The following is a 21,528-nucleotide window of genomic DNA, read 5'->3' as shown; positions in this document are numbered from 1 at the left end:
GTCACTTAAAAAAACGTATTGTTTTTGAGTTACTTAACAAAAGAAAAAGTAATCTATGTTAGCTTTCAACTTTAATTTAGAAAAGTACTTTTTTATGAATAGTTGCTCTTCAGGATTCGCTACAGTTATAATCACCTGTATTTGATCTATTTCCGCTATTTTTTGATAGGCTTGCATTTGTTTATCATAAATATGCTTTCCTATTTTTTTAGGATTATTACAGACCCATTTAAAACTCAACTGTTTTGCAATTAATTTTTTTGCAATGTCTTTGCCTTTATTTCCTGCACCCCAAATAACAATAGTTTTGTTTTTGTGATGTTCTAAGGCTAAAAAATAAAATATTTTAAGGGTTAAAAAAGAGTTATTTGCATAATGTGCGCTAGTTCTAGAGGTTCTGGTATCATAATCGCGCCAATAGTGCAAAATTTCATCACAAGGGATGCATTTTAACTGCTGTTTGTAAAACCGAAATGCTAAATCATAATCTTCAGGGTAAATGTTAGAATTAAACCCATTACAAGCATCAAAATCAGTTCTATACACCATCCAACAAGGAGACGGAACCACACATTCTTTATAGATTTCAGTATAATTAGTGCCATTTTTTGTTAATTGATTTAGCCATTCTCCATACTTTCTATAGCCATCATTTAAGCCTTTTTCAGAAAAATAGTTAACTAAGCCAATAGCAATATGTCCTTTTCCATGTTTTTGTAATGATTTTACCATCACTTCTAATTTAGAAGGAGTCATGATATCATCAGAATCCATACGTGTAATTAATGCACCTTTTGCTTTAGAATACGCCAGTTGCAAAGCAGCTATAATTCCTGTTCCATTATTTTTAAAAACTTGTATTCTTTCGTCTATTGCTACAAAAGAATCAACAATAGCATAACTTTTGTCAGTAGAATGATCATCAACGGCTAAGACTTCAAAATTTAAATAGGTCTGGTCGCAAATAGATTGTATGCATTCTTTTAAATATTGCGCAGTATTCTTAAAAGGAATTACAATACTTACTAATGGTTGTGGCATAAATAAAACACAAAAAGTTATTTTTGATTAAGACTGTCTAAAAAAACACTTTCTTCTTTAGTAAAATTAAGATCTATTTTAATATTTTTTTTAGTTAGGCGAATGGATATTAAATATGCAACAAGACATAATCCTATCACAAAATATAAAGCAATTCCGTTAATATAAAAAATGGCAAATGCAAAAAACGCAGGGCCTTCTATACAGGCATATCTTAAAATTAATGCACTAGTGTATAGTGCTAATTTATCTTTAAGAGGAGTTTCTTTGTTTTTTGTAATTAGAAGTACTTTTTGTTTAAAAAAGAACTTACTTGCAAAATAACCGATAATAGCTATTGATGGAACGATGTAGAGAAAAACATCATTTTTAGAAGCTGAACTTAAAATAAAACCTTCCCCAAGAAAATAACTAATCAAAGCAAAAATAAGGAGACCCATAACCAATGCTGCATGTATAATAGTCATGTTTTTAAAAAAAGCCTCAAGTTGATTTTTGTTATTTGAAGAAGAATTCATAGCTGTTAGTATTTAGAAATACCAAGGTAAGAATATCCAAAAAATAAAATAGAAGATGAATAAAGAAATTATAAAACAAAGGATAAATAGGTTACGATGTTTGCGTTTGTCTTTCTTTATTTGAGCACGTATTATGCGCATTTGTTCAGGACTATATTCTTTAAACTTTAACTTGGTTTCAGATGAGATACCATACACATCTGCTTTAGTCTTTAATTTTCTTCTTTTTAAAAGTGCTCTATTATTTTTTAATGCAACAATAGCACTAGCCATACTTCCTTCTCCACCCATACCTAGATATTTAACTGTTTAATTTATAGGTAGTTAAAAAATAATAATTGTTACATTTTACTATTGTTATTTTTTAAAAATGAAACGTAAAATTCTAAAGAGGTAAAATTACTTGTTATTTTAAGTTATTAAAAATCAGATGCTTAACATTAATTGCATTTATACCTTACATTTATTTTATGATAAGTTTACATCATAACCTAAACTTAAAAGTGGAGTAATAAAAGGTATATTTTTAGTTAACATTAGCCTAAAGGTTCTTAGATAGTTTTGTTAAAAATTATTTAAATATGAGAACATTTGAAATATCAAAAGTGATGTATAGAAATAGGTTTTGATTTACCCTACCAAACCTTCCCTTTTGATAAACTCAGTTTATCAAAAGAAAAACAAAATGCTTTAATAGAATTTATACAAACGTTGTCAGATGTTAAAATTGGACCAGAATAATGATTTTATTGTAAGTATTAACGTATAAAATATACTTTACTTAAGTCTAATCATATATTTTTTGTTGAATGAATAAAAAATGATTGCAAAAACACTATTTATCCAGATTAAAAATTTAAAAATGAAAAAAAAGAAAATTATCCCATTTGTTCATAAAGCAATTATTGTATTTGCTTTATTGCTATCCGTTATCTCCTGTAAGAAAAACAATGATAATCCACCACCAGAAGAAGAACAAGAAGAACCTAATCTTATTGAATTAGCAGAAGGTATCGATGTTTTAAGAACATTTGTTGCCTCATTAGATACTGCAGATGCAGGTTTAGAAGAGGTACTTTCAGCAGATGGAGGTCAAACCGTTTTTGCGCCAACTAATGATGCATTTACTAGTTTATTTGCTCAATTAGAGGGCTTTAATAGTTTAGCTGATTTTGATGAGCCTGCAGAAAGAGAATTATTAGCAAATATCCTTAAGTATCATATTATAGGGAATTCTTCTCGTACATCCGATCAGTTTTCTGGTGGAGCATTGGTTACTACCTTACAGTCAGAACAATTAGATTTTAGAATAACTACACGTCTTTTTGTGATTGATAAAACTGATGAAGAAGCAGCTGTTTTAGTTGCAGATCAGATTGCTACTAATGGTGTTCTTCATATTATCGATAAAATATTATTACCACAAGCTGTAATTGATCAATTATTTCCACAACCGACTTTAGCAGATATTATTGCTGAAGATGATAATTTAAGCTCTTTAGAGGCTGCTTTAAATGAGGCAGATTTATTAGAAAATTTTAATGCTGACGTACCATACACTGTTTTTGCTCCTACAAACGCTGCTTTTCAAGATTTTAATGATCAATTAGTAGCAAATAATATTACTGTTGATCCATCAGTATTAAATAATGTATTATTATACCATGTAGTAAGTGGTAGTTTTGAATCTTCGGCTTTAGAGGCAGGTACAAAAGAAACCTTATTTGCAGGAAATACAATTGACATTAATATAACAGATGATATCATTACAATAGGAGATGCTAGTGATGTTGATGCCAACTTAGTTACTCCAGATAATATTGCAGCTAATGGTGTTTTGCATAGCATTGATAAAGTACTTTTATCACAGGAAATTTTAGATCTTCTTTTTCCATTGCCTAATATTTCTGAAATTATAGACGAAACTCCTGAATTCAGCTTATTTGATGAAGCACTTAGTTTAACAAATATAAATGTTACTTTAATGGCAGATGGACCGTTTACTGTTTTTGCTCCATCTAATGAAGCAATAGAAGAATTATTTGTTGCCCTTGGAGATGATTTTAACAGCTTTGCAGATTTTGATCAAGCTATTGAAATTCAAATTTTAAGACAAATATTATTATACCATATTGTAAATGGAAATTTTGGTAGTGCAGATTTAGCACCAGGATCGCTTCAGACTTTATTAACTTCTGATAGTATTGAAATAATAGCTTCAGGAGATACTTTTGTCATAGGCGATGCATCAGATGTAGATGCTAATATCCTTACCCCAGATGCTATGGCTTCAAATGGAGTGGTACATGGTATCGACAAAATTTTAATTCCAACAGAAGTTCAAGCGTTTTTAGACCAGATAAATGAAGCGCAAATGAACACCATACAAGAATTAATAAATGAGTCTGATGAATTCTCCTTATTAAGAGAAGCATTAATTTTAACTGATTTGTATGATACTTTAGGTGAAGATGGTCCTTTTACCGTTTTTGCACCAACAAATTCAGATTTTAATAGAATGCTTGCTTTATTTGGTGCCTCTATTACAAATCTTAGTCAAATAGATACTGCCTACGAAATTCAATTGTTGCGTGATGTATTAAGCTATCATATTTTACCAGGTAGATTAGCATCAGCAAACTTTAGCGAAGGCTCTCTAGAAACTTTGTCTGGTGATAATATGTTATATCTTGTTGAAATAGAGAATACATTTGTATTAAGAGACGTTACAGGTTTAAATGTAAACTTTGAAATAAAAGATATCCCGGCAAGTAATGGAATAATACATACTGTAGAACGCGTTTTAATACCACATTCTGTAGTAGAAGATATTAGAGATGCTGCCCATGCTGAGATTTTACATTTCTTAGAAGGTAGAGTAGATTTATCACAGGCATATGAATTATTTAGAAGATTAGGAGACCAAGTAACCGATGTGTTAAATGATGAGTTTACCGTATTTATACCAAGCAATGCAGCTTTCGAAGAATTATTTCGCTCCATAGATGGCGTAAATACGTTAGATGATTGTGATACACCAGAAGAGATTGCCTATTTACTTTCCGTGCTTAAATATCACTGTGTAAAAGGACAGAGAATTGCGTCAACTTCTCTTTATGATGGACAATCATTAACTACTAAGCAAGGTGGTGCATTAGGAGTTAGCATTGATGCTACAGGAACATATTTATTAGATCAGTCTAATGACCCTGCAAAAATTACATATCCAGATATTTATATCTTAAGAGGAGTAGTACATGTGGTAGATAAGATATTAGTACCATAAAACTTTATTTTAAACTATTGGAATAAATCGTTTAAAAAATAAAATACCCCCGAGGCTTATAACAGTTTAGAAATAAATTTTTTATAATCTTCGGGGGTATCTATATCTATAAGTTTCTGAGGAGAATTTATAGGAATAATTTCTTCAGCCGAATTATTTAGTAGATTTTTTGCTCCTTTATCATCTTTTAAAACCAAAAGTTGTTTAAAATAAGATTTAGGGAAAATTGCTGGTACACCGTAACCCCAATTATATTGTGACGCTGTAATTTGATATGGTTGTTTTTTAAAAGAACTTATCATCGCATTTAAATAAGAAGTATCTATAAGAGGCTGATCTGCAAGCATAATTAATACACCATCTATATTATTTTTGTGCAGTACTATATGAGCTATCCCAGCTTTAATACTTGAGCTTAACCCTTTTTCCCAATTTTTGTTCTGAATGATAGTAATTGGGAATAGGTTTGTTATTTTTTTTACTTGTTCTGTATGAGCACCTATTACACAAAAAATGTCATTTGCTTCTGTTTTTAAAGCATTTTCTATGGTTAGCCCTAATAAACTCTTATTTTTTATAGGGAGTATTTGTTTTGGCTTTGCCATTCTGGAAGCACTCCCAGCTGCTAAAATAATGACTGCAATTTTAGACATTTTTAAATATTAAAAATTTAATAATTAAATATAAAGGTAATTTTTCTTAAAATTTTTCAAAAACACCTAATCCAAATAGTGCAAAATCGTATTTAACCGGATCAAGAGGGTCTAACTTTCTTAAACTTTTGTCTAATTCTGCTAGGGCTTTAGCATCATTTTGTTTTCGTTTTAACAATTTTAATTTTCGAGCTACATTACCAGAATGTACATCTAAAGGGCAAGATAAATAAGCAGGAGAAATGGTTTTCCAAATTCCAAAATCTACTCCAGTATTAGCATCTCTAACCATCCAACGTAAAAACATATTTATTCGTTTTGCAGCAGAACCTTTTAAAGGATCCGAGATGTGTTTGGTTGTTCTTTGTGGAAAATCAATTTCAAAAAAGACTTTTTTAAATTCACTTATAGCGGGTTGCATAGAATTATGATCAATATTTTTTTGAAATACAGCTTCTAATCCGTTGTGCTTTTTATAAATATTTTGAAGGCTTCTAATAAAAAAAGAAAAGTCTATACCATTATAGGTTCTATGTACAAAATTTTGAAGTTTTTCTAAATCTTCAGGTTGATGATTGAGAACAAAATCATATGGAGTTTGGCCTAGTAACTCCATCATTTTTTTAGCATTCGTAATAATACTTTTCCGGTTTCCCCATGAAATTGTAGCCGTTAAAAAGGCACTGATTTCTATGTCTTCTTTTTGAGTAAAACTATGCGGAATTTGTATGGGGTCGCTCTCTAAAAACTTTGGATTGTTGTACTGCGCTACTTTTGCATCTAAAAATGCTTTTAGTTCTTCTTTTTTCATGAAATTCCTAAAAGTTTTGCAATTATAATGGGAATAAAAACAATACCATTATGTGCAGTATGCAATAATATAGACCATTTAAAACCTAATTTTACTCTTGTAAAGCCTAAGAACACCCCAGCAAACAATTGAGGTAGTACTAATATAGGAAGTAGCCATAAATATTCTAAGTACGTACTATAGTTCATAATGTGTATTGCACCAAATAAAACTACAGAACTATAAAAACTAATCTTAAAAAAAGGGATTTTTCTAAAAAAATATAAAGGATATCTAAAAATAGTTTCCTCTATAATAGGAGCTACAAACACGCCTAAAATAAAAATTACCAGTAACGGATAAGTATCAAATGCTTTTTCTAAGTCATGAGAGCCTAAATCTACATGTAATAGTTGTGTTACTATCGTGGTAATTATACCGCTGACAAAACTAAAAATAACTGTTAAGCCTATTAATTTTATTATAGCTGTTAGTTTCTGCCCTTCTGTATAGTTTTGATAAGGTTCATAGATTGGATTTTTAAAAAATAACCAGACTTCGTTTAACATTCTAATCTACAATTCTACCATCTACCATGGTGAGTTTACGATCTGCCATATTTGCCAATTCTTCATTATGGGTAACAATTACAAATGTTTGCCCAAACTGATCTCTTAGTTTAAAAAATAATTGATGCAAATTGTCGGCACTTTCAGAATCTAAATTCCCACTAGGTTCGTCTGCATAAATTACAGATGGGTTATTAATCAAGGCTCTTGCCACAGCAACCCTTTGTTGTTCACCACCTGAAAGTTCATTAGGTTTATGATGATATCTATTGGATAAACCTAAAAAATCTAATAATTCCTTTCCTTTTTTCTCAGCATCTACCTTGGTTGTTTTTTTAATAAAAGCAGGGATGCAAACATTTTCTAGGGCTGTAAATTCTGGTAATAATTGATGAAACTGAAATATAAAACCAATATTTTCATTTCTAAAACGAGCTAGTTTTTTTTCAGAAAGCGTGGTAACATCAGTATCTATTATAGCTAAATGGCTGTTATTTTTATTAGACTGAAGGTCTAGAGTTCCTAAAATCTGTAGTAATGTAGTTTTCCCAGCACCAGAAGGACCTACAATGGCTACAATTTCACCTTTTTTAATATGAAGATTAACTCCCTTTAGAACTTCGAGTGTCCCATAAAATTTATGAATATTTTCAGCTTTTATCATTCAAAAAAATTAAAGCGATGAAATTAAGCATAAGGAAAGACATGACAAAACTCTTATATTTAAATGATTGCAAAGTATTTTTAAAATTTTTAATTATTGTTGTAAGTATTTTAAAGAATAAACTACTTCTTACTTGATAGAATTATCTAAATTTACCAAATAATTTTCCAAACAATAAACACATATATTTGAATATAGAAAGAGAAATAGCAGTATTTGCTGGAGGATGTTTTTGGTGTACAGAAGCTGTTTTTCAACGTTTAAACGGGGTAGAGGAAGTTGTTTCTGGCTATACAGGAGGTACTATTAAAAACCCATGTTACAGAGAAATATGTACTGGGAAAACCGGCCATGCAGAGGCTATTAAAATTAGTTTTAATCCTAAAAGTATAACGTATAAAGAGTTGTTAGAAGTTTTTTTTGCAACACATAACCCTACAACATTAAACCAGCAAGGGCATGATAAAGGAACGCAATATAGAAGCGCTATTTTCTATCAAAATCAAAATCAAAAAGAGCAAGCAGAAAATTTCATTGTTTTTTTAAATCAAGAAAAGGTATTTGATGCTCCTATTGTTACGGAGGTTACAGCAGCACAACATTTTTATATTGCTGAAAAAGAACATCATAATTATTTTAATGATAATAGTGAACAACCTTATTGTCAGTATGTGATAAATCCAAAAATTCAAAAGCTACAAACGCATTACGCAAACAAACTAAATACAAAATAATAGATGGCACCGTACAGAAAATTTGAAGAGTACAATATAGAAATTACTGATGATGTTAGAAGTAATTTTTCTACCATAATAGATGGTATAGGCGAAGATGTTGAGCGAGAAGGTTTAGTGAAAACACCCGAGAGAGCAGCAAAAGCCATGCTTTTTTTAACGCAAGGTTATAAACAAGATCCTGTTGAAATTTTAAAGGGAGCTATGTTTAAAGAAGATTATGATGATATGGTTATCATTAAAGATATTGAACTCTATTCGCTTTGTGAGCATCATATGCTACCTTTTTTTGGTAAAGCACATATTGCTTACATTCCTAATGGACATATTGTAGGTTTAAGCAAAATACCACGAGTAGTTGATGTTTTTGCTAGAAGATTGCAAGTGCAAGAACGTTTAACGCATGATGTTTTAGAATGTATTAATAACACTTTAAAACCTAAAGGAGTAGCTGTAGTTATAGAAGCTTCGCATATGTGTATGATGATGCGTGGCGTTCAAAAACAAAATTCGGTAACAACAACCTCTGGTTTTAGAGGTCAGTTTGAAAAACAAGAAACGCGTAACGAATTTTTAAAATTGATAAGCTCTAGTTTATCATAACTAAATTATGGACTAATTTAAATTAATATACTGTTAATTATGCGCCTCATTTACTATAGTATTTGAGGCGTTTTTTTTAAAGTTGGTTAGAAGTTTATGAGTTTATCTGCTCTGGAACAGTTTAAAAATTTATGAAAAGTATTGTCCCTTTGAGGGGACTTTAGGGGTGTAGAAATTGTAGTTAGTAAGTTTATAATTTTATTGGAAGTGGTTATTAGTTTATACTTCGCTAGTTTATGAAGTTTATTTTGTTTTGTTTTTTAGATTTTTTTCTTGGCTAGAAGCCTAAGGAAAGAGCTCCTGTATTGAGCGCAGTTGAAGGCAAAACTAAATTTATGGCATCTCTTTTGATATGATTATTTTAAAATCAGTAAATTTAGAAATGTCAAAAACTAAAGATAAAAAAATAAGAAACCTTTTTCTTGGACTCTTATTTGATGCAATTGGGATGTTATCTTTTGCAATTCCAGGAATAGGAGAATTCTCTGATATTATATGGGCGCCACTTTCTGCATGGTTAATGACACGTTTATACAAAGGTAAAATTGGTCAAGCAGCAGCAGCAGTATCATTTGTAGAGGAGTTAATTCCAGGTTCAGATTATATCCCTTCTTTTACTATAATGTGGTTTTACACCTATGTTTTTAAGAGAACTAAAGCAGAAAAAGTGATCAATGTAGATTAGATTGATGTATCATAACAAATAATAATCATTAATCTTTTGAATATCATGAATAAGTACCTTTAACTAATTCAAAAGACTTGTTTACTCATTTTTAATTTAAATGAAGTAGTGTTTACGCTATTTTTATTTTAATCAACTTATACAAGTAAAAAAATGAGAAAAAACTTTCTAATATTATTCTTGATACTACTATTACTTCTCTTTTATAAATTTGGAGAAAATACTTGGAAACCCTTTTTGTTAAAAACGGAAAATACAGTAGCAATAGAAAAACCTGAGGAAGTGGTCGTTATTAAAACAGAAGATAGAGTAAGAACTATACTTTCTGATAAAGGATTTGAATCTTACCCTGAAAAAATACAATTTTTGGCTTTTAAAGAAGAGCAAAAATTAGAAATATTAGCCGAAAGAAGTTCTAAATGGGTCTTACTCAAAACATATAATTTTACCGCTTTTAGTGGTCAATTAGGTCCTAAACTAAAACAAGGGGATAAACAAATTCCTGAGGGTATTTATAAAATAGAATACCTAAACCCCAATAGTTCTTATCATTTGTCTATGCGAGTAAACTATCCTAATAATTTTGATAGAGAAAAAGCGAAATTAGATCGTAGAACAAATTTAGGAGGAGACATCTTTATTCATGGGAAAGCTGTAACTATTGGTTGCATACCCATTGGTGATAGTGCTATAGAAGAGTTGTTTTTACTAACAGAACATACCTTAAAGAATGGAATTAAAATTATAATTAGCCCTAGAGATTTTAGGAAAAATAATAGCTATCCAGAAATTAAAAAGGTCCCTTGGGAGAAAGAATTATACAAGAATATTGAGTCCGAATTAAATGAAATAATTGTAGTAGCTATTTAATAACAGTACTTAAAATGTTATTTTAAATTTACCTTATTTGAAAATAAAGAGAGTTTTAAAGAACCGTATTTAGGAGCAATAGTGTCTTTTTTAACTTCATTCCATAAAAAAGGGATAGATTCATTAGGTTTAGAAGATTTAAAAACGTCAGCTTTCCAAATTATAAATTTACGGATAGCATAAGGAAGGTGAATAATCTTTACCGGTTTTTGTTGCGTTTTAAAAGTCATTTTAACCACTTCTTTTTGTGTTAAAACTTCTGGACCTCCTATACTTGTTTCTAAATTTGGAGTTTGCATAATGTCTACACATGTACTAGTGAAATCTCTTATGTGTATGGGATTAATCTTTTGTTTTCCTTTGCCAAAAAGGATGATGTTTTTTTTAGGTGTAATATCTAATAAGCCCATATTATCATTAAATATTCCATTAGCACATAAAATAGAATAGTCTAAGCCAGAAGTTTTTAATTTTTCTTCGAAAGATTTTTGTGTTTTATAAAAAATATGGTTTTTATGTAAATCGTTTTTGCAAGTGGTAGTGATGTATATAAATTTTTTTACACCAGCCTTTTTTGCAACTTCTAGTAGATTCATATTTGCTAAATAATTTGAATAAGTAGCTAGAAGGCTTTTTTTATTTGGTGTAATTGCAATGGTAGAGATAACTGTTTCAATTCTATTAAAATGTTGTTTTAACGTTTCTTTTTGTGAAAAAACAACTTCTAATACCGACGAAATTTCAGTATTTATTTTTTTAATTTTATTTCTGTTTTCAACCAAAATTTTAGCTGATATGCTACGCGTATTTAATTCTTTAATGACCTCCCCCCCGAGATAACACGTAGCACCAGCTAAAATTATAGAATGTTTAGAACTGTTACGGTTCAATTTTTTGTTTAAGTTTTAGATATAGCTGAACGCTAGTTGATTTCCAAATTTAAACACATTCTTAAAAAGAAAAGGAATCCGATAGGTCATTAAATAGCCCAATAAGACATTTTTAAGAACTCTTTCTATACTCGGAGGGTAATGCGTTATGACATTTTTGAAATGCTTGAGAAAATTTGCTTACATTTTCATAGCCAAAATTTACTGATATCTCTTTTATTTTTAAATCAGAATTTTTAACATATTCAATTGCTAGTTGCATTTTAGCATGCTGAAAATATTTAAAAATTGAACTTCCGTATAGCAGTTTAAAGTTTTGTTTTAATTTAGTAGGAGAGATATTATTTTTTTTAGCAATAGGATCAATACCTGGAAATTTTGCATATAAATTATTCATTAAATAGCGCTCTATTTTCTGAATTTTCATTCTATCTTTTTCATCTAATTGAAAAGAGTCTGTATTATCTTTTTCTTTTAATGACGTAAAAAAATGTTCAAACATTTCATAAGCTATTTTTTTTAATTCAAATATGTTAGGCTTAGTGGATTTATTAATAGTGCCCGAAATTCTTTTGATTAAGCCTTTGAAGCTATGTTGATTAAAATTATAATTTAAATATTTTTTTTCACCATTTAAAAATAATTCTTTTACAACATCAGTTATCGTCTCTGAATTTAAAATATTTTTAGTAGCCCAATCTTCACTAAAATATAAAATATACATGGTTTCTTTAGAACCTTTAAAGTGATAATTCGGAGATTTTACAACAGGTTTTGAAAACGCCATAGAGTAATTTTCAACCTTTAGATTATTAAAGTTATAAAAATTAGAATTGAATTTATTTTCAATGATATTTATAGTGATAAAATAATAATCCGCAGGTAAAAAAGTATCATAAACAGGAGTGTATGACACATTATTTTTATAATTCATAATAGAACTCATCATCCATAAACCATTCTCTAGCTCAGCATAAGAAAACTCGCCTTTTACAAAAGGAGTATCTGCAAATAATAGTTGTTTTTCTGTATCATGCTTCATAAAAGGCATTTTAGAAAAACTTTTTATCATCACATCAGGAGAATTTGATAAGTAGGATAAATTAAAAAAACCATTGCTATAAGTAAAAAGATATTGTTTAGATAAATTGAACCAATTGTTTATTCTTTCTCTTAGCATAGGTATTAAAAAGCCTTTTATTTTGTTATAATTCCAAATTTAAAAAATTATAATACCATATATTCAAGTGCTTATGTATTTTTTGCAAGACTTCTTAACAACATAAGAGTAGTCAAGCAGTAATTCCTTTTAAAGTATCTTTGTAGTAGTCTAAAATAAAACACTTGAAAGACCTTTTACTTTTAACGCCACCTTTTACACAATTAAATACTCCATACCCAGCTACAGCTTATTTAAAAGGTTTCCTGAATACTAAAGGGATTACTTCTTTTCAGATGGATTTAGGCATAGAAGTACTTCTGGAATTATTCACTCCAGAAAAATTTACTCAAATCTTTAATTTTGCTTTTGAAAATAATACTATTAGTTCTGAAAATTGTGAGCGAATTTATGCTTTAAAAGATAAATACTTACATACTTTAGATAATGTTATTAACTTTTTACAAGGTAAAAATCAGACTTTAGCAAGGCAAATTTGCACCTCCAATTTCTTGCCTGAAGCATCTCGTTTTAATCAGTTAGATGATATGAGTTGGGCTTTTGGAGAAATGGGAATACAAGATAAAGCGAAACATTTTGCCACATTGTACCTCGAAGATTTGTCGGACTTTATAGTAGAATGCATAGACCCAAACTTTGGTTTTAGCAGGTATGCAGAACGTTTAGGGCAAAGTGCTCATACATTTGATGACTTATATGACAGTCTACAAACAGAAATGACTTTTGTAGATACAATAGCCTTAAAAATACTAAATGATAAATTAAAAAAGGTACAACCTAAACTAGTTTGTATATCCGTACCTTTTCCAGGTAACTTATATAGTGCTTTTAGATGCGCACAATTTATAAAAACAAATTACCAAGGTATAAAAATTGCAATGGGAGGGGGATTCCCTAATACAGAATTGCGATCGGTTTCTGATGTTAGAGTATTTCATTTTTTTGATTACATTACTTTAGATGATGGAGAATTACCTATAGAGCTTTTATACAAAGCAATTCTACCTAGTGATGATAATATAAAATACAAACGTACTTTTTTATTAGAAAATGGAAAAGTTGTTTATAAAAATGATACTACAAAACCAGATTATAAACAGGCACAAGTTGGTACACCAGACTACTCAGATTTCGTTTTGGAAAATTATATTTCAGTTATAGAAATCGCTAACCCAATGCATAGCCTTTGGAGTGATGGAAGATGGAATAAATTAACTATGGCGCATGGTTGTTATTGGGGGAAATGTACTTTTTGTGATATCTCTTTAGATTATATTAAAATTTATGAACCTATTGCTGCAAAACACTTAGTTGATAGAATGGAGCAATTAATTTTACAAACTGGAGAAAACGGATTTCATTTTGTAGATGAAGCGGCGCCTCCTGCATTGATGAAAGCGCTGGCACTTGAAATTTTAAGAAGAAAATTAGTAGTAACCTGGTGGACCAATATTAGGTTTGAGAAAAATTTCACAAGAGACCTTTGTACTTTACTTAATGCTTCTGGTTGTATAGCTGTTTCTGGAGGCTTAGAAGTAGCGTCAGATCGTTTATTAAAATTAATAGATAAAGGAGTTACGGTAGCCCAAGTGGCACAAGTAACTCGTAATTTTACGGAGGCGAATATAATGGTACATTCCTATTTAATGTATGGGTATCCTACACAAACTATTCAAGAAACTGTAGATAGCTTAGAAATGGTCCGTCAGTTATTTAAACTTGGTATATTACAATCTGGTTTTTGGCATCAATTTGCTTTAACTACACATAGCCCCATTGGTAAAAGCCCATCTGAATACGGAATTATACCAAATTATAAGGAAATTTCTTTTGCAAATAATGATGTAGATTTTACTGATAGTACAGGAATAGATCATGCACTATTTAGTTATGGTTTAAAAAAATCGCTTCTAAATTTTATGCATGGTATCGGTTTTGATTTGCCCTTACAAGAATGGTTTAATTTTGATATCCCAAATACTACTGTATCCCCATCTTATATTGAGAATACTTTAAAAACGACACCAAATTTAATGGTGAAACCTTCAGCTAAAATTATTTGGTTAGGAAAGTTGCCACTACAAAGAACTTTTAAAAAAGGAAAACGAAAATTAATGCGTTTAACTTTTCATGCAAATACAGAAGTAATAGAAATAAATTTAGAAAAACATCAAGGTGAATGGTTTAGTACTGTGTTAGAAAAACTGCAGCCTAATCAAGAAAAACACTTACCTCTCTCGGCACTTAAAACTGATTTTGAAGTATATTTTGATGATTTTAAATTATTTTGGTTTTCAAAACCAATAACTATTCTAAAGGCTAACGGCTTATTAGAATTATAATTTTTTTATACTATTTTAGATACATCTTTACCATTTATAATTTTATATTGTATAAAGATTATGGTATTCTTATCTTTCCTATTCTAAATTTTTGATTCATGAAAAAGTATCAGCTCCCTATAGTAGGAATATATCTTGTTTTAGTATTACTTTTTTCATGTAAACCCTCTTCAGAAGAAAAGAAAAATCAAACTACAGTTGCAGTAGAAAAAAAACAGGTAGAGTTATATAACTCTTATTGTGCCAGCTGCCATATAGCACCAAAAATTTCAGATTTACCAAAAGATATATGGGAAACCGCTATTCTACCAGAAATGGGAGCACGCATGGGTATTAGAGATTTAGAACATGATCCTATGAAAGGAATAAGCTTAAGAGATCAATATGCAGCGGGACAGTCTGGAGTTTTTCCTACTAAGCCAATTATTAAACAAGAAGATTGGAAATTATTGAAAGATTATATTATACGCCTTGCACCAGATTCTTTAATTTCTTCGGAGAAAAACAAACCTCACAAAGAACTTACACAATTTGTATCAAAATCAATTACTTTGGATACTACTAATCTGGCTTTGTTTTCTTTTTTAGATTATGCTGAAAATCAGAAAAAACTTGTTACTGGTGATATGCATGGCTATTTAGCAACCTATGATTTTAAGAAAAATAAAGTTATAAAAAGGACTAAGTTTAAAAGCCCTGTTGTAGATTATTTAGAAAAAGATGGTATTGGATATGTTACTACTATTGGTAGAATAGACCCTTCGGAAATTGCCTCCGGTGGTATCAGTACAGTTAAGAATGGCACAGTGAATTATATTCCTGAAGTATTGCATAGACCCGTACATACTTTAGTTCATGATATCAATAATGATGGAAATGATGAATTAGTAGTGAGTGAATTTGGCTATTTTACAGGTAAACTTTCTTTACTTACAAAAGAAAATGAAGGCTACAAAAAAAGAATTTTACAAAACCAGGTTGGCGCTACTAGGGTTATAGCTAAAGATATGAACGGAGATGGTAAAGACGATCTAGTTGCTCTATTTGCTCAAGGTGATGAGAATATTACTATTTTTTATCAAGAAGATAACTTATCATTTAAAGCAGATAAAGTGCTTCGTTTTAATCCGGTTTATGGAAGTAGTTGGTTTGAAGTAGTAGATTATGATGATGATGGCGATCAAGATATTATTACAGTACATGGAGATAATGCAGATAGATCAACCATTCATAAACCATATCATGGAATGCGTATTCATATTAATGATGGAAATAATGTTTTTGCAGAACACTATTTTTATCCTTTAAATGGTGCTACACGTTTTGTTGCTAAAGATTTTGATATAGATGGCGATATTGACTTTGGCGTTTTAGCAAACTTTCCTGATTATGAAAACCATCCAGAATTTTCTTTTGTGTATCTAGAAAATATAAATGCATCAAATTTTGAATTTAAGCCCTTTACCTTTAAAGATTCCATGTTAGGTAGATGGCTTTTATTAGACTCAGGGGATATCGATAACGATGGTGATGAAGATATTATTTTAAGCGCTTTTTCGTATACTTTCTCACCAATACCGGATGGATTGCAAGAAAAATGGGAGAAAGAAAAAGCGCACTTGATGGTATTAGAAAATATACAAATTGAGTAATCCTAATTGATGAAACGATTTAAAAAAAGGTATGTATTATACGTGATTGGATGTAGTTATTTACTATTTAATTCTTCTTGTTTAACCATGAGGAGTTCTAAAAGTGATACAGTAGCATTATTTACTGCTAAAAAAGTTGCATATATAGATACCGTACAACAAATTCAAGATCAAAAAATCCATTATATACAAACAGGAAAAGAAGATGCACCAACCTTAGTTTTTATACACGGTTCCCCTGGTAGTTGGAATGCCTATGAGGAGTATCTTACGGATTCCTTATTACTAAAAAAATATAGAATTATTGCGCCAGATAGGCCTGGTTTTGGATATAGCAGTTTTAGAAAGGTAAAAAGTTTAAAAGAACAAGCATTAAGTCTTAATAAAATGTTAGTTGAATTGGCTAATGGACAAGCATATACACTAATAGGACATTCTTATGGAGGACCATTAATCGTAAAAATGGCCATTGAGCAGCCTGCTTTGTATGATAATTTGGTTGTTTTAGCAGGAGCTTTAGACCCTACAGCAGAAAAACCAGAAAATTGGCGTTATCCTTTTCATTCTTTTCCATTAAAATATTTGGTTCCAGGAGCTTTAAGGCCTTCTAATGACGAACTTATTGCCTTAAAAACTGAATTATATGCCTTAAAAGATGAGTTGTTTAAAATAAATCAGAATGTTTTAATTATTCATGGAACAGAGGACAAGTTAGTTCCTTACCAAAGCGCACCTTACATGGAAAAAAGGTTTACAGGAGCGCAACAATTAAAACTCCTAAGTTTAAAAGGGCAAAATCACTTTTTTGTTTGGTCTGCAAAAGACTTGGTTATAAAAAATATTATAGCATGGACTTCAGAAGAATAGTTAAATAAAGATCTTAAAAAGGGGTTCTACTTAAATAAAAAGCCCAGCCCTAATCTATGAAGCATCTTTTTTTCGAAATTCCAAAAGAATTTAAATTGACCAAAAAGCCATCCGAAAATTATGAGAAGTACTTGATAAATTGGAAATATTGCTACAATACGAATGGTCCAATATAAGACAGAAAAATACCAGTCATCATCAAAAACAGTTCTTGTAAAACCTATTTTTTCTAGTATTGGTCTAGCAATTTTAACAGATGTTGATCCTGTTATAGCAAACACAATCAGTATCATAACAACCCCAAAGTTAGAGTCTATTCCCCAGCGTTCTCTTAGTTTTTTCATACAATAATGCAGTAGGGGCAAATATACTATCAATTCACTGCGATGTCAAAAAGAACTTTGATAAATATTATATTCTAGGCATAAAACCACCTAAACGTTGATTATTTCTACGTTGAAAAAATATAAAATAATTGAAGAGTTTATAATTTACGTCATAACCATAATCAATATTAGGATCATAATTGATTTGTTGTAGATATAAATTAGGGTTAAAACGATGTGGTTGCATTACTCTTTGATTCCAAGATATGACCCATAAACGATTTCTAGTTTCTAAATAATTTTGAGTATAAAACCCAACAGGTCTGGCTATTCCAGCCAACCAAGAATTAAAACCAGGATCGATAATAATAATTTCATATTCTGTTTCTTCGTCGGCAATAACAGTTGTATCGTTTACGGTCTGATTAAAAATAGTTTCTTCTTCTTCAGAAATCACTAGTTTTTCAACATCCGCAGACACAGTATTATTCTTAGTACTATTGCAGCTATACAGTATTATTCCTAGAAATAGTAGGGAGAAGAGATATGTTAAGATTTTTTTCATAGAGCAGATTTTAGAATTAAGGTACAAAAAAAGCCGAACATATAATGTTCGGCTAGGGTATCATTTAACAATTTTTTAGGCTTATTTACCAAATAAACCTCCAAGAAGACCGCCAAGACCTCCTTTTTTCTTTTGACCACCGCCGAGAACCATTCCAGCAACATCATCTAAAATACTCCCGTCACCGTCTGCGTCTAAGAAAGATTCTATTAAAGATTGTTCTTTTGCACCACCATTATTACCGCCTAACATTCCGCCTAAAAGGCTTCCTAAACCATTTGCATCAGAAACGCCTTGTTGCTGTTTTTGTTTTCCTAAATAGCCCATAACTAATGGTGCGGCAACTTTTAAAATAGTACCTATAGAACTTGCATCTATACCAGATTTTTGACTTAACGCATTTTCTACTTGTGATTGTTTTCCGCCTAATATATGACCTAAAATACCTGCGCCATCCTCTTTTACTTCTTGGTTAACACCACCGCCAAATAAATCTCCAAGGTTGTCTAAAATACTACCATTGTGTTTGTTAGATAATGCATTCATTAACCCTTCTGCACCTTCTGGTGTTGATGCATTTCTTTTCATGGCACCCATTAATACTGGTAAAGCCATACTTATTACTTGACTCGTTTTATCAGCAGGCTGATTTGTTTCTTGAGCTGCACCGCTAATTAATTGTTTCCCTATTGGGCTGTTTAATAAATCTAATAATCCTGACATTATAGTTTGTGTTTAATTTTAAGCACTCAATGTACAAAAAAGTAGAGTACAGACGATAATCTGTTCTATATTATTTTAAAATTGAAATTATTTGATTTGCTAATTCTATTCCTATTCTATCTTGCGCCTCTATTGTTGCAGCACCAATATGTGGTGTTAAGGAAATATCTGGATGCATTAGAATACGAATTTCGGGTGTGGGTTCTGATTCAAAAACATCTAGACCAGCAAAACTCACTTTACCTGATTCTAAGGCATTTACTAAGGCTACTTCGTCTAACACACCGCCTCGAGCAGCATTAACAATTCCAACGCCATCTTTCATCTGATCAAAATCTGAACTTCTAATCACATATTCTTTTTGATATGGAACATGAATAGATATATAGTCAGCCATTTTTATAAGATCAGGTCTACTGCTACTTTTTAAATTAAAAGAAACCTGTTGTCCATCAAAAAATGAAAGCGAAATGTTGGCTTCTTCAACATTAGAATCGAAATACATAACATTCATGCCAACTCCTAAAGCAATTTTAGCTGTAGCTTGTCCAATTTTACCAAAACCGATAATCCCCAGCGTTTTACCTCTTAATTCGCTACCTTTTGCATATGCTTTTTTATATGTAGCAAATTTAGAATCACCATCTAAAGGCATATTCCTGTTAGAATCGTGTAAAAATCGAACCCCGCCATATAAATGAGCAAAAACGAGTTCGGCAACAGATTCAGAAGATGCGTTTGGAGTATTTATAACATGTATTCCTTTTTCTCTGGCATAAGCAACATCAATATTATCCATACCTACACCGCCACGTCCAATTATTTTCAGCTCTGTACAAGCGTCTATAATATCTTTTTTAACTTTAGTAGCACTCCGTACTAAAAGCACTTTAATGTTGTGTTGATTTATATAGCTTATTAATTGCTCCTGAGCCACATGTATCGTAAGGACTTCAAATTTTGCAGCTTTTAGGGTATCTACGCCAATTTGTGATATCCCATCGTTTGCTAATATTCTCATTATTAAATGTTAAATGATAAGTTTTAAGTGTTTAAGTTTTTTTGACTTGTCTTAACTTTTTTTGTTAAAATTTTAATCAATTCTTCCACTTCTTTAAGATACTTATCTATATTATTAGTAGTTAATTTTCCTTCTTTTATAAGTCTTAACCAAATATCTAGTTTCTCTAGCTTCTTTTGACGCAATAGCCATTTTTGCTATAAAATCTTTCTTAGATTGTCCTGCGCCAGCTTCTGCTACATTAGCACCTATGCTAGTTGCTGATTTAAGAAGTTGGTTTGCAAATATAAATTCTCTCTCATTTCGTAAAACCTTTATTAAAGAAATTATGTCAAGGGCAAACTGAATACTTATTTTTTCAATCAAAATAGATATTTTAAATATTTGATATTTAATTTTAGCACTTAGCACTTAGCACTTAGCACTTAGCACTTAGCACTTAGCACTTATTACCCTTCTAAGTCGCTCATTACATCTACTAAAACACCTACACTTTCTAAAGACATGGCATTATACATAGATGCGCGGTAGCCTCCAACAGAACGGTGACCATTAATTCCATTAATACCAGCTTCTTTGCACATGGCATCAAAAGTATCTTTTAGCTTTTCATCTGTTAAATTAAAAGTAGCATTCATAATAGACCGATCATCTTTCTTAGCAAAACCTGTAAATAGCGGATTTAAATCTATTTCGGAATATAATAACTGTGCTTTTTTCTCATTGATTTCTTCAATAGCAGCAATACCTCCTAAATTTTTTAACCATTCTAAATTAAGCATCGAAGTATACACGGCAAATACACTTGGGGTATTAAACATACTATCTTTACTAAGATGCACCTTATAATCCATCATTGATGGTATTTTACGGCTTACTTTACCCAAAGTGTCTTCTTTTACAACAACAAGAGTGGTTCCTGCAGGACCCATATTTTTCTGTGCGCCAGCATAAATTAAATCAAATTGAGAAAAATCTATTTTCCTAGAAAAAATATCAGAACTCATATCACAAATTAAAGGGACCTTAGTCGTAGGGATATTTTTTAGCTGAGTACCAAAAATAGTATTGTTAGAGGTAAGGTGTAAATAATCTAGATCATTAGGAACGCCATACATACTTGGAATATAATTGTAATTCTGATCTTTAGAAGATGCCACTTCTACAACTTCACCAAATAGCTTGGCCTCTTTTATAGCCTTATCACTCCAAGTTCCTGTGTTAAGATAGCCTACTTTGGTTTCTAAATAATTATAGGCAACTCTTAGGAACTCCATACTAGCACCACCTTGTAAGAATAATGCTTTATAACCTTTATCTTCCAAGTCTAAAAGCTCTAAGGCTAAAGCTTGTGCTTTTTCCATTACTGCAACAAAATCTGGGCTTCTATGAGAAATTTCTATAAGAGAAAGTCCAGAACCGTTAAAGTCTATTACTGCTTCAGAAGCTTTTAATATCACTTCTTGAGGTAAAATACATGGGCCTGCACTAAAATTATGTTTTTTCATTATTATTTTTTTATTCTGATGACTATGAGAAGGTAAAGGTC

At 30.6% G+C, this 21,528-nt stretch carries 23 protein-coding genes; 8 read left to right on the top strand and 15 right to left on the bottom strand.

What is annotated here, in order from left to right; translation table 11 throughout:
* Positions 1-33: 33 nt before the first annotated feature.
* Genes ACZ451_RS16440 through ACZ451_RS16430 form a run of 3 tightly spaced genes read right to left on the bottom strand, consistent with a single transcriptional unit; the run spans position 34 to position 1,850 of the window.
* Complete coding sequence (locus ACZ451_RS16440) at positions 34-1,041, bottom strand: glycosyltransferase family 2 protein (protein ID WP_464214373.1); 1,008 nt, start codon at positions 1,039-1,041, stop codon at positions 34-36.
* Between the two features lie 17 nt (positions 1,042-1,058).
* A complete protein-coding gene (locus ACZ451_RS16435) occupies positions 1,059-1,559 on the bottom strand; it encodes a hypothetical protein (RefSeq protein ID WP_464214371.1) in 501 nt (166 codons plus the stop codon).
* Between the two features lie 12 nt (positions 1,560-1,571).
* Positions 1,572-1,850, bottom strand: coding sequence for a hypothetical protein (locus tag ACZ451_RS16430; RefSeq protein WP_464214369.1), 279 nt, complete (start codon positions 1,848-1,850; stop codon positions 1,572-1,574).
* 571 nt (positions 1,851-2,421) lie between these two features.
* Here ACZ451_RS16430 and ACZ451_RS16425 point away from each other — a divergent pair.
* A complete protein-coding gene (locus ACZ451_RS16425) occupies positions 2,422-4,845 on the top strand; it encodes a fasciclin domain-containing protein (protein ID WP_464214367.1) in 2,424 nt (807 codons plus the stop codon).
* 56 nt (positions 4,846-4,901) lie between these two features.
* Here the strand turns inward: ACZ451_RS16425 and ACZ451_RS16420 are convergent, their stop codons facing one another.
* From ACZ451_RS16420 to ACZ451_RS16405, 4 genes are read right to left on the bottom strand one after another with little or no spacing between them, the layout of a single operon-like run.
* Positions 4,902-5,498 carry a nucleotidyltransferase family protein gene (locus ACZ451_RS16420; protein WP_464214365.1) on the bottom strand — a complete coding sequence of 199 codons (597 nt, stop codon included), beginning with the start codon at positions 5,496-5,498 and terminating at the stop codon, positions 4,902-4,904.
* A 46-nt stretch (positions 5,499-5,544) separates the two neighbouring features.
* Positions 5,545-6,309, bottom strand: a complete 765-nt coding sequence (locus ACZ451_RS16415; RefSeq protein ID WP_464214363.1) for a TIGR02757 family protein — start codon at positions 6,307-6,309, stop codon at positions 5,545-5,547.
* Positions 6,306-6,857 carry a CPBP family intramembrane glutamic endopeptidase gene (locus ACZ451_RS16410; RefSeq protein ID WP_464214361.1) on the bottom strand — a complete coding sequence of 184 codons (552 nt, stop codon included), beginning with the start codon at positions 6,855-6,857 and terminating at the stop codon, positions 6,306-6,308. Before ACZ451_RS16410 ends, ACZ451_RS16415 begins: the two co-directional genes overlap by 4 nt.
* A 1-nt stretch (position 6,858) precedes the next feature.
* Entirely contained in the window at positions 6,859-7,521 is a 663-nt protein-coding gene (locus ACZ451_RS16405; protein WP_464214359.1) for an ABC transporter ATP-binding protein, read from the bottom strand.
* 188 nt (positions 7,522-7,709) lie between these two features.
* Here ACZ451_RS16405 and msrA point away from each other — a divergent pair, with 188 nt between their 5' ends.
* The 4 genes from msrA to ACZ451_RS16385 all read left to right on the top strand — a co-directional run bounded on the left by msrA (position 7,710) and on the right by ACZ451_RS16385 (position 10,413).
* On the top strand, positions 7,710-8,255 hold the full coding sequence (msrA, locus tag ACZ451_RS16400; protein ID WP_464214357.1) for a peptide-methionine (S)-S-oxide reductase MsrA: 546 nt from the start codon (positions 7,710-7,712) through the stop codon (positions 8,253-8,255).
* 3 nt (positions 8,256-8,258) lie between these two features.
* Complete coding sequence (gene folE / locus ACZ451_RS16395; RefSeq protein WP_464214355.1) at positions 8,259-8,858, top strand: GTP cyclohydrolase I FolE; 600 nt, start codon at positions 8,259-8,261, stop codon at positions 8,856-8,858.
* Positions 8,859-9,240: 382 nt separating this feature from the next.
* Positions 9,241-9,543, top strand: coding sequence for a hypothetical protein (locus ACZ451_RS16390; RefSeq protein WP_464214353.1), 303 nt, complete (start codon positions 9,241-9,243; stop codon positions 9,541-9,543).
* 153 nt (positions 9,544-9,696) lie between these two features.
* Positions 9,697-10,413: a L,D-transpeptidase family protein gene (locus tag ACZ451_RS16385; protein ID WP_464214351.1), complete on the top strand. Its 717-nt coding sequence runs from the start codon at positions 9,697-9,699 to the stop codon at positions 10,411-10,413.
* A 17-nt stretch (positions 10,414-10,430) separates the two neighbouring features.
* On the opposite strand, the gene ACZ451_RS16380 is transcribed toward ACZ451_RS16385, so the two are convergent.
* Positions 10,431-11,303: an SDR family oxidoreductase gene (locus ACZ451_RS16380; protein WP_464214349.1), complete on the bottom strand. Its 873-nt coding sequence runs from the start codon at positions 11,301-11,303 to the stop codon at positions 10,431-10,433.
* Between the two features lie 112 nt (positions 11,304-11,415).
* Positions 11,416-12,345: a helix-turn-helix domain-containing protein gene (locus ACZ451_RS16375; protein WP_464214347.1), complete on the bottom strand. Its 930-nt coding sequence runs from the start codon at positions 12,343-12,345 to the stop codon at positions 11,416-11,418.
* Between the two features lie 302 nt (positions 12,346-12,647).
* On the opposite strand from ACZ451_RS16375, the gene ACZ451_RS16370 reads away from it, so the two are divergent.
* From ACZ451_RS16370 to ACZ451_RS16360, 3 genes are all read left to right on the top strand, one after another.
* Positions 12,648-14,825, top strand: a complete 2,178-nt coding sequence (locus ACZ451_RS16370; protein WP_464214345.1) for a B12-binding domain-containing radical SAM protein — start codon at positions 12,648-12,650, stop codon at positions 14,823-14,825.
* 98 nt (positions 14,826-14,923) lie between these two features.
* The gene (locus ACZ451_RS16365) at positions 14,924-16,477 is read left to right on the top strand and encodes an FG-GAP-like repeat-containing protein (RefSeq protein WP_464214343.1); all 1,554 of its coding nucleotides are present in this window, start codon (positions 14,924-14,926) and stop codon (positions 16,475-16,477) included.
* Positions 16,478-16,564: 87 nt separating this feature from the next.
* Positions 16,565-17,344 (top strand): alpha/beta fold hydrolase, encoded by a 780-nt coding sequence (locus ACZ451_RS16360; protein WP_464214341.1) that lies wholly within the window; start codon positions 16,565-16,567, stop codon positions 17,342-17,344.
* A gap of 26 nt (positions 17,345-17,370) precedes the next feature.
* On the opposite strand, the gene ACZ451_RS16355 is transcribed toward ACZ451_RS16360, so the two are convergent.
* The 6 genes from ACZ451_RS16355 to serC all read right to left on the bottom strand — a co-directional run bounded on the left by ACZ451_RS16355 (position 17,371) and on the right by serC (position 21,487).
* Positions 17,371-17,688, bottom strand: coding sequence for a DUF6787 family protein (locus ACZ451_RS16355; protein ID WP_464214339.1), 318 nt, complete (start codon positions 17,686-17,688; stop codon positions 17,371-17,373).
* Positions 17,689-17,755: 67 nt separating this feature from the next.
* A complete protein-coding gene (locus ACZ451_RS16350) occupies positions 17,756-18,235 on the bottom strand; it encodes a DUF6146 family protein (RefSeq protein WP_464214337.1) in 480 nt (159 codons plus the stop codon).
* A gap of 81 nt (positions 18,236-18,316) precedes the next feature.
* A complete protein-coding gene (locus ACZ451_RS16345) occupies positions 18,317-18,958 on the bottom strand; it encodes a DUF937 domain-containing protein (RefSeq protein WP_464214335.1) in 642 nt (213 codons plus the stop codon).
* Between the two features lie 70 nt (positions 18,959-19,028).
* On the bottom strand, positions 19,029-19,979 hold the full coding sequence (locus ACZ451_RS16340; protein ID WP_464214333.1) for a D-2-hydroxyacid dehydrogenase: 951 nt from the start codon (positions 19,977-19,979) through the stop codon (positions 19,029-19,031).
* A 114-nt stretch (positions 19,980-20,093) separates the two neighbouring features.
* A complete protein-coding gene (locus ACZ451_RS16335) occupies positions 20,094-20,345 on the bottom strand; it encodes a four helix bundle protein (protein WP_464214331.1) in 252 nt (83 codons plus the stop codon).
* 83 nt (positions 20,346-20,428) lie between these two features.
* Positions 20,429-21,487, bottom strand: a complete 1,059-nt coding sequence (gene serC, locus ACZ451_RS16330; protein WP_464214329.1) for a 3-phosphoserine/phosphohydroxythreonine transaminase — start codon at positions 21,485-21,487, stop codon at positions 20,429-20,431.
* Between the last annotated feature and the right edge of the window lie 41 nt (positions 21,488-21,528).

The sequence above is a fragment of the Allocellulophaga tsushimaensis genome, from assembly GCF_055383085.1.
Note: the sequence above shows the minus strand (reverse complement) of the source record. Positions and strands in the feature narration are given on the sequence as shown.

Excerpts from the sequence above, each read along its gene's own strand:
- ACZ451_RS16410 (WP_464214361.1), bottom strand. The coding sequence starts at position 6,857 with ATGTTAAACGAAGTCTGGTTATTTTTTAAAAATCCAATCTATGAACCT.
- ACZ451_RS16430 (WP_464214369.1), bottom strand. The coding sequence starts at position 1,850 with ATGGGTGGAGAAGGAAGTATGGCTAGTGCTATTGTTGCATTAAAAAAT.
- ACZ451_RS16405 (WP_464214359.1), bottom strand. The coding sequence starts at position 7,521 with ATGATAAAAGCTGAAAATATTCATAAATTTTATGGGACACTCGAAGTT.
- ACZ451_RS16420 (WP_464214365.1), bottom strand. The coding sequence starts at position 5,498 with ATGTCTAAAATTGCAGTCATTATTTTAGCAGCTGGGAGTGCTTCCAGA.
- serC (WP_464214329.1), bottom strand. The coding sequence starts at position 21,487 with ATGAAAAAACATAATTTTAGTGCAGGCCCATGTATTTTACCTCAAGAA.
- ACZ451_RS16390 (WP_464214353.1), top strand. The coding sequence starts at position 9,241 with ATGTCAAAAACTAAAGATAAAAAAATAAGAAACCTTTTTCTTGGACTC.
- ACZ451_RS16385 (WP_464214351.1), top strand. The coding sequence starts at position 9,697 with ATGAGAAAAAACTTTCTAATATTATTCTTGATACTACTATTACTTCTC.
- ACZ451_RS16340 (WP_464214333.1), bottom strand. The coding sequence starts at position 19,979 with ATGAGAATATTAGCAAACGATGGGATATCACAAATTGGCGTAGATACC.
- ACZ451_RS16375 (WP_464214347.1), bottom strand. The coding sequence starts at position 12,345 with ATGAAGCATGATACAGAAAAACAACTATTATTTGCAGATACTCCTTTT.
- ACZ451_RS16345 (WP_464214335.1), bottom strand. The coding sequence starts at position 18,958 with ATGTCAGGATTATTAGATTTATTAAACAGCCCAATAGGGAAACAATTA.
- ACZ451_RS16425 (WP_464214367.1), top strand. The coding sequence starts at position 2,422 with ATGAAAAAAAAGAAAATTATCCCATTTGTTCATAAAGCAATTATTGTA.
- ACZ451_RS16415 (WP_464214363.1), bottom strand. The coding sequence starts at position 6,309 with ATGAAAAAAGAAGAACTAAAAGCATTTTTAGATGCAAAAGTAGCGCAG.
- folE (WP_464214355.1), top strand. The coding sequence starts at position 8,259 with ATGGCACCGTACAGAAAATTTGAAGAGTACAATATAGAAATTACTGAT.
- ACZ451_RS16440 (WP_464214373.1), bottom strand. The coding sequence starts at position 1,041 with ATGCCACAACCATTAGTAAGTATTGTAATTCCTTTTAAGAATACTGCG.
- ACZ451_RS16365 (WP_464214343.1), top strand. The coding sequence starts at position 14,924 with ATGAAAAAGTATCAGCTCCCTATAGTAGGAATATATCTTGTTTTAGTA.
- ACZ451_RS16435 (WP_464214371.1), bottom strand. The coding sequence starts at position 1,559 with ATGAATTCTTCTTCAAATAACAAAAATCAACTTGAGGCTTTTTTTAAA.
- ACZ451_RS16350 (WP_464214337.1), bottom strand. The coding sequence starts at position 18,235 with ATGAAAAAAATCTTAACATATCTCTTCTCCCTACTATTTCTAGGAATA.
- ACZ451_RS16360 (WP_464214341.1), top strand. The coding sequence starts at position 16,565 with ATGAGGAGTTCTAAAAGTGATACAGTAGCATTATTTACTGCTAAAAAA.
- ACZ451_RS16355 (WP_464214339.1), bottom strand. The coding sequence starts at position 17,688 with ATGAAAAAACTAAGAGAACGCTGGGGAATAGACTCTAACTTTGGGGTT.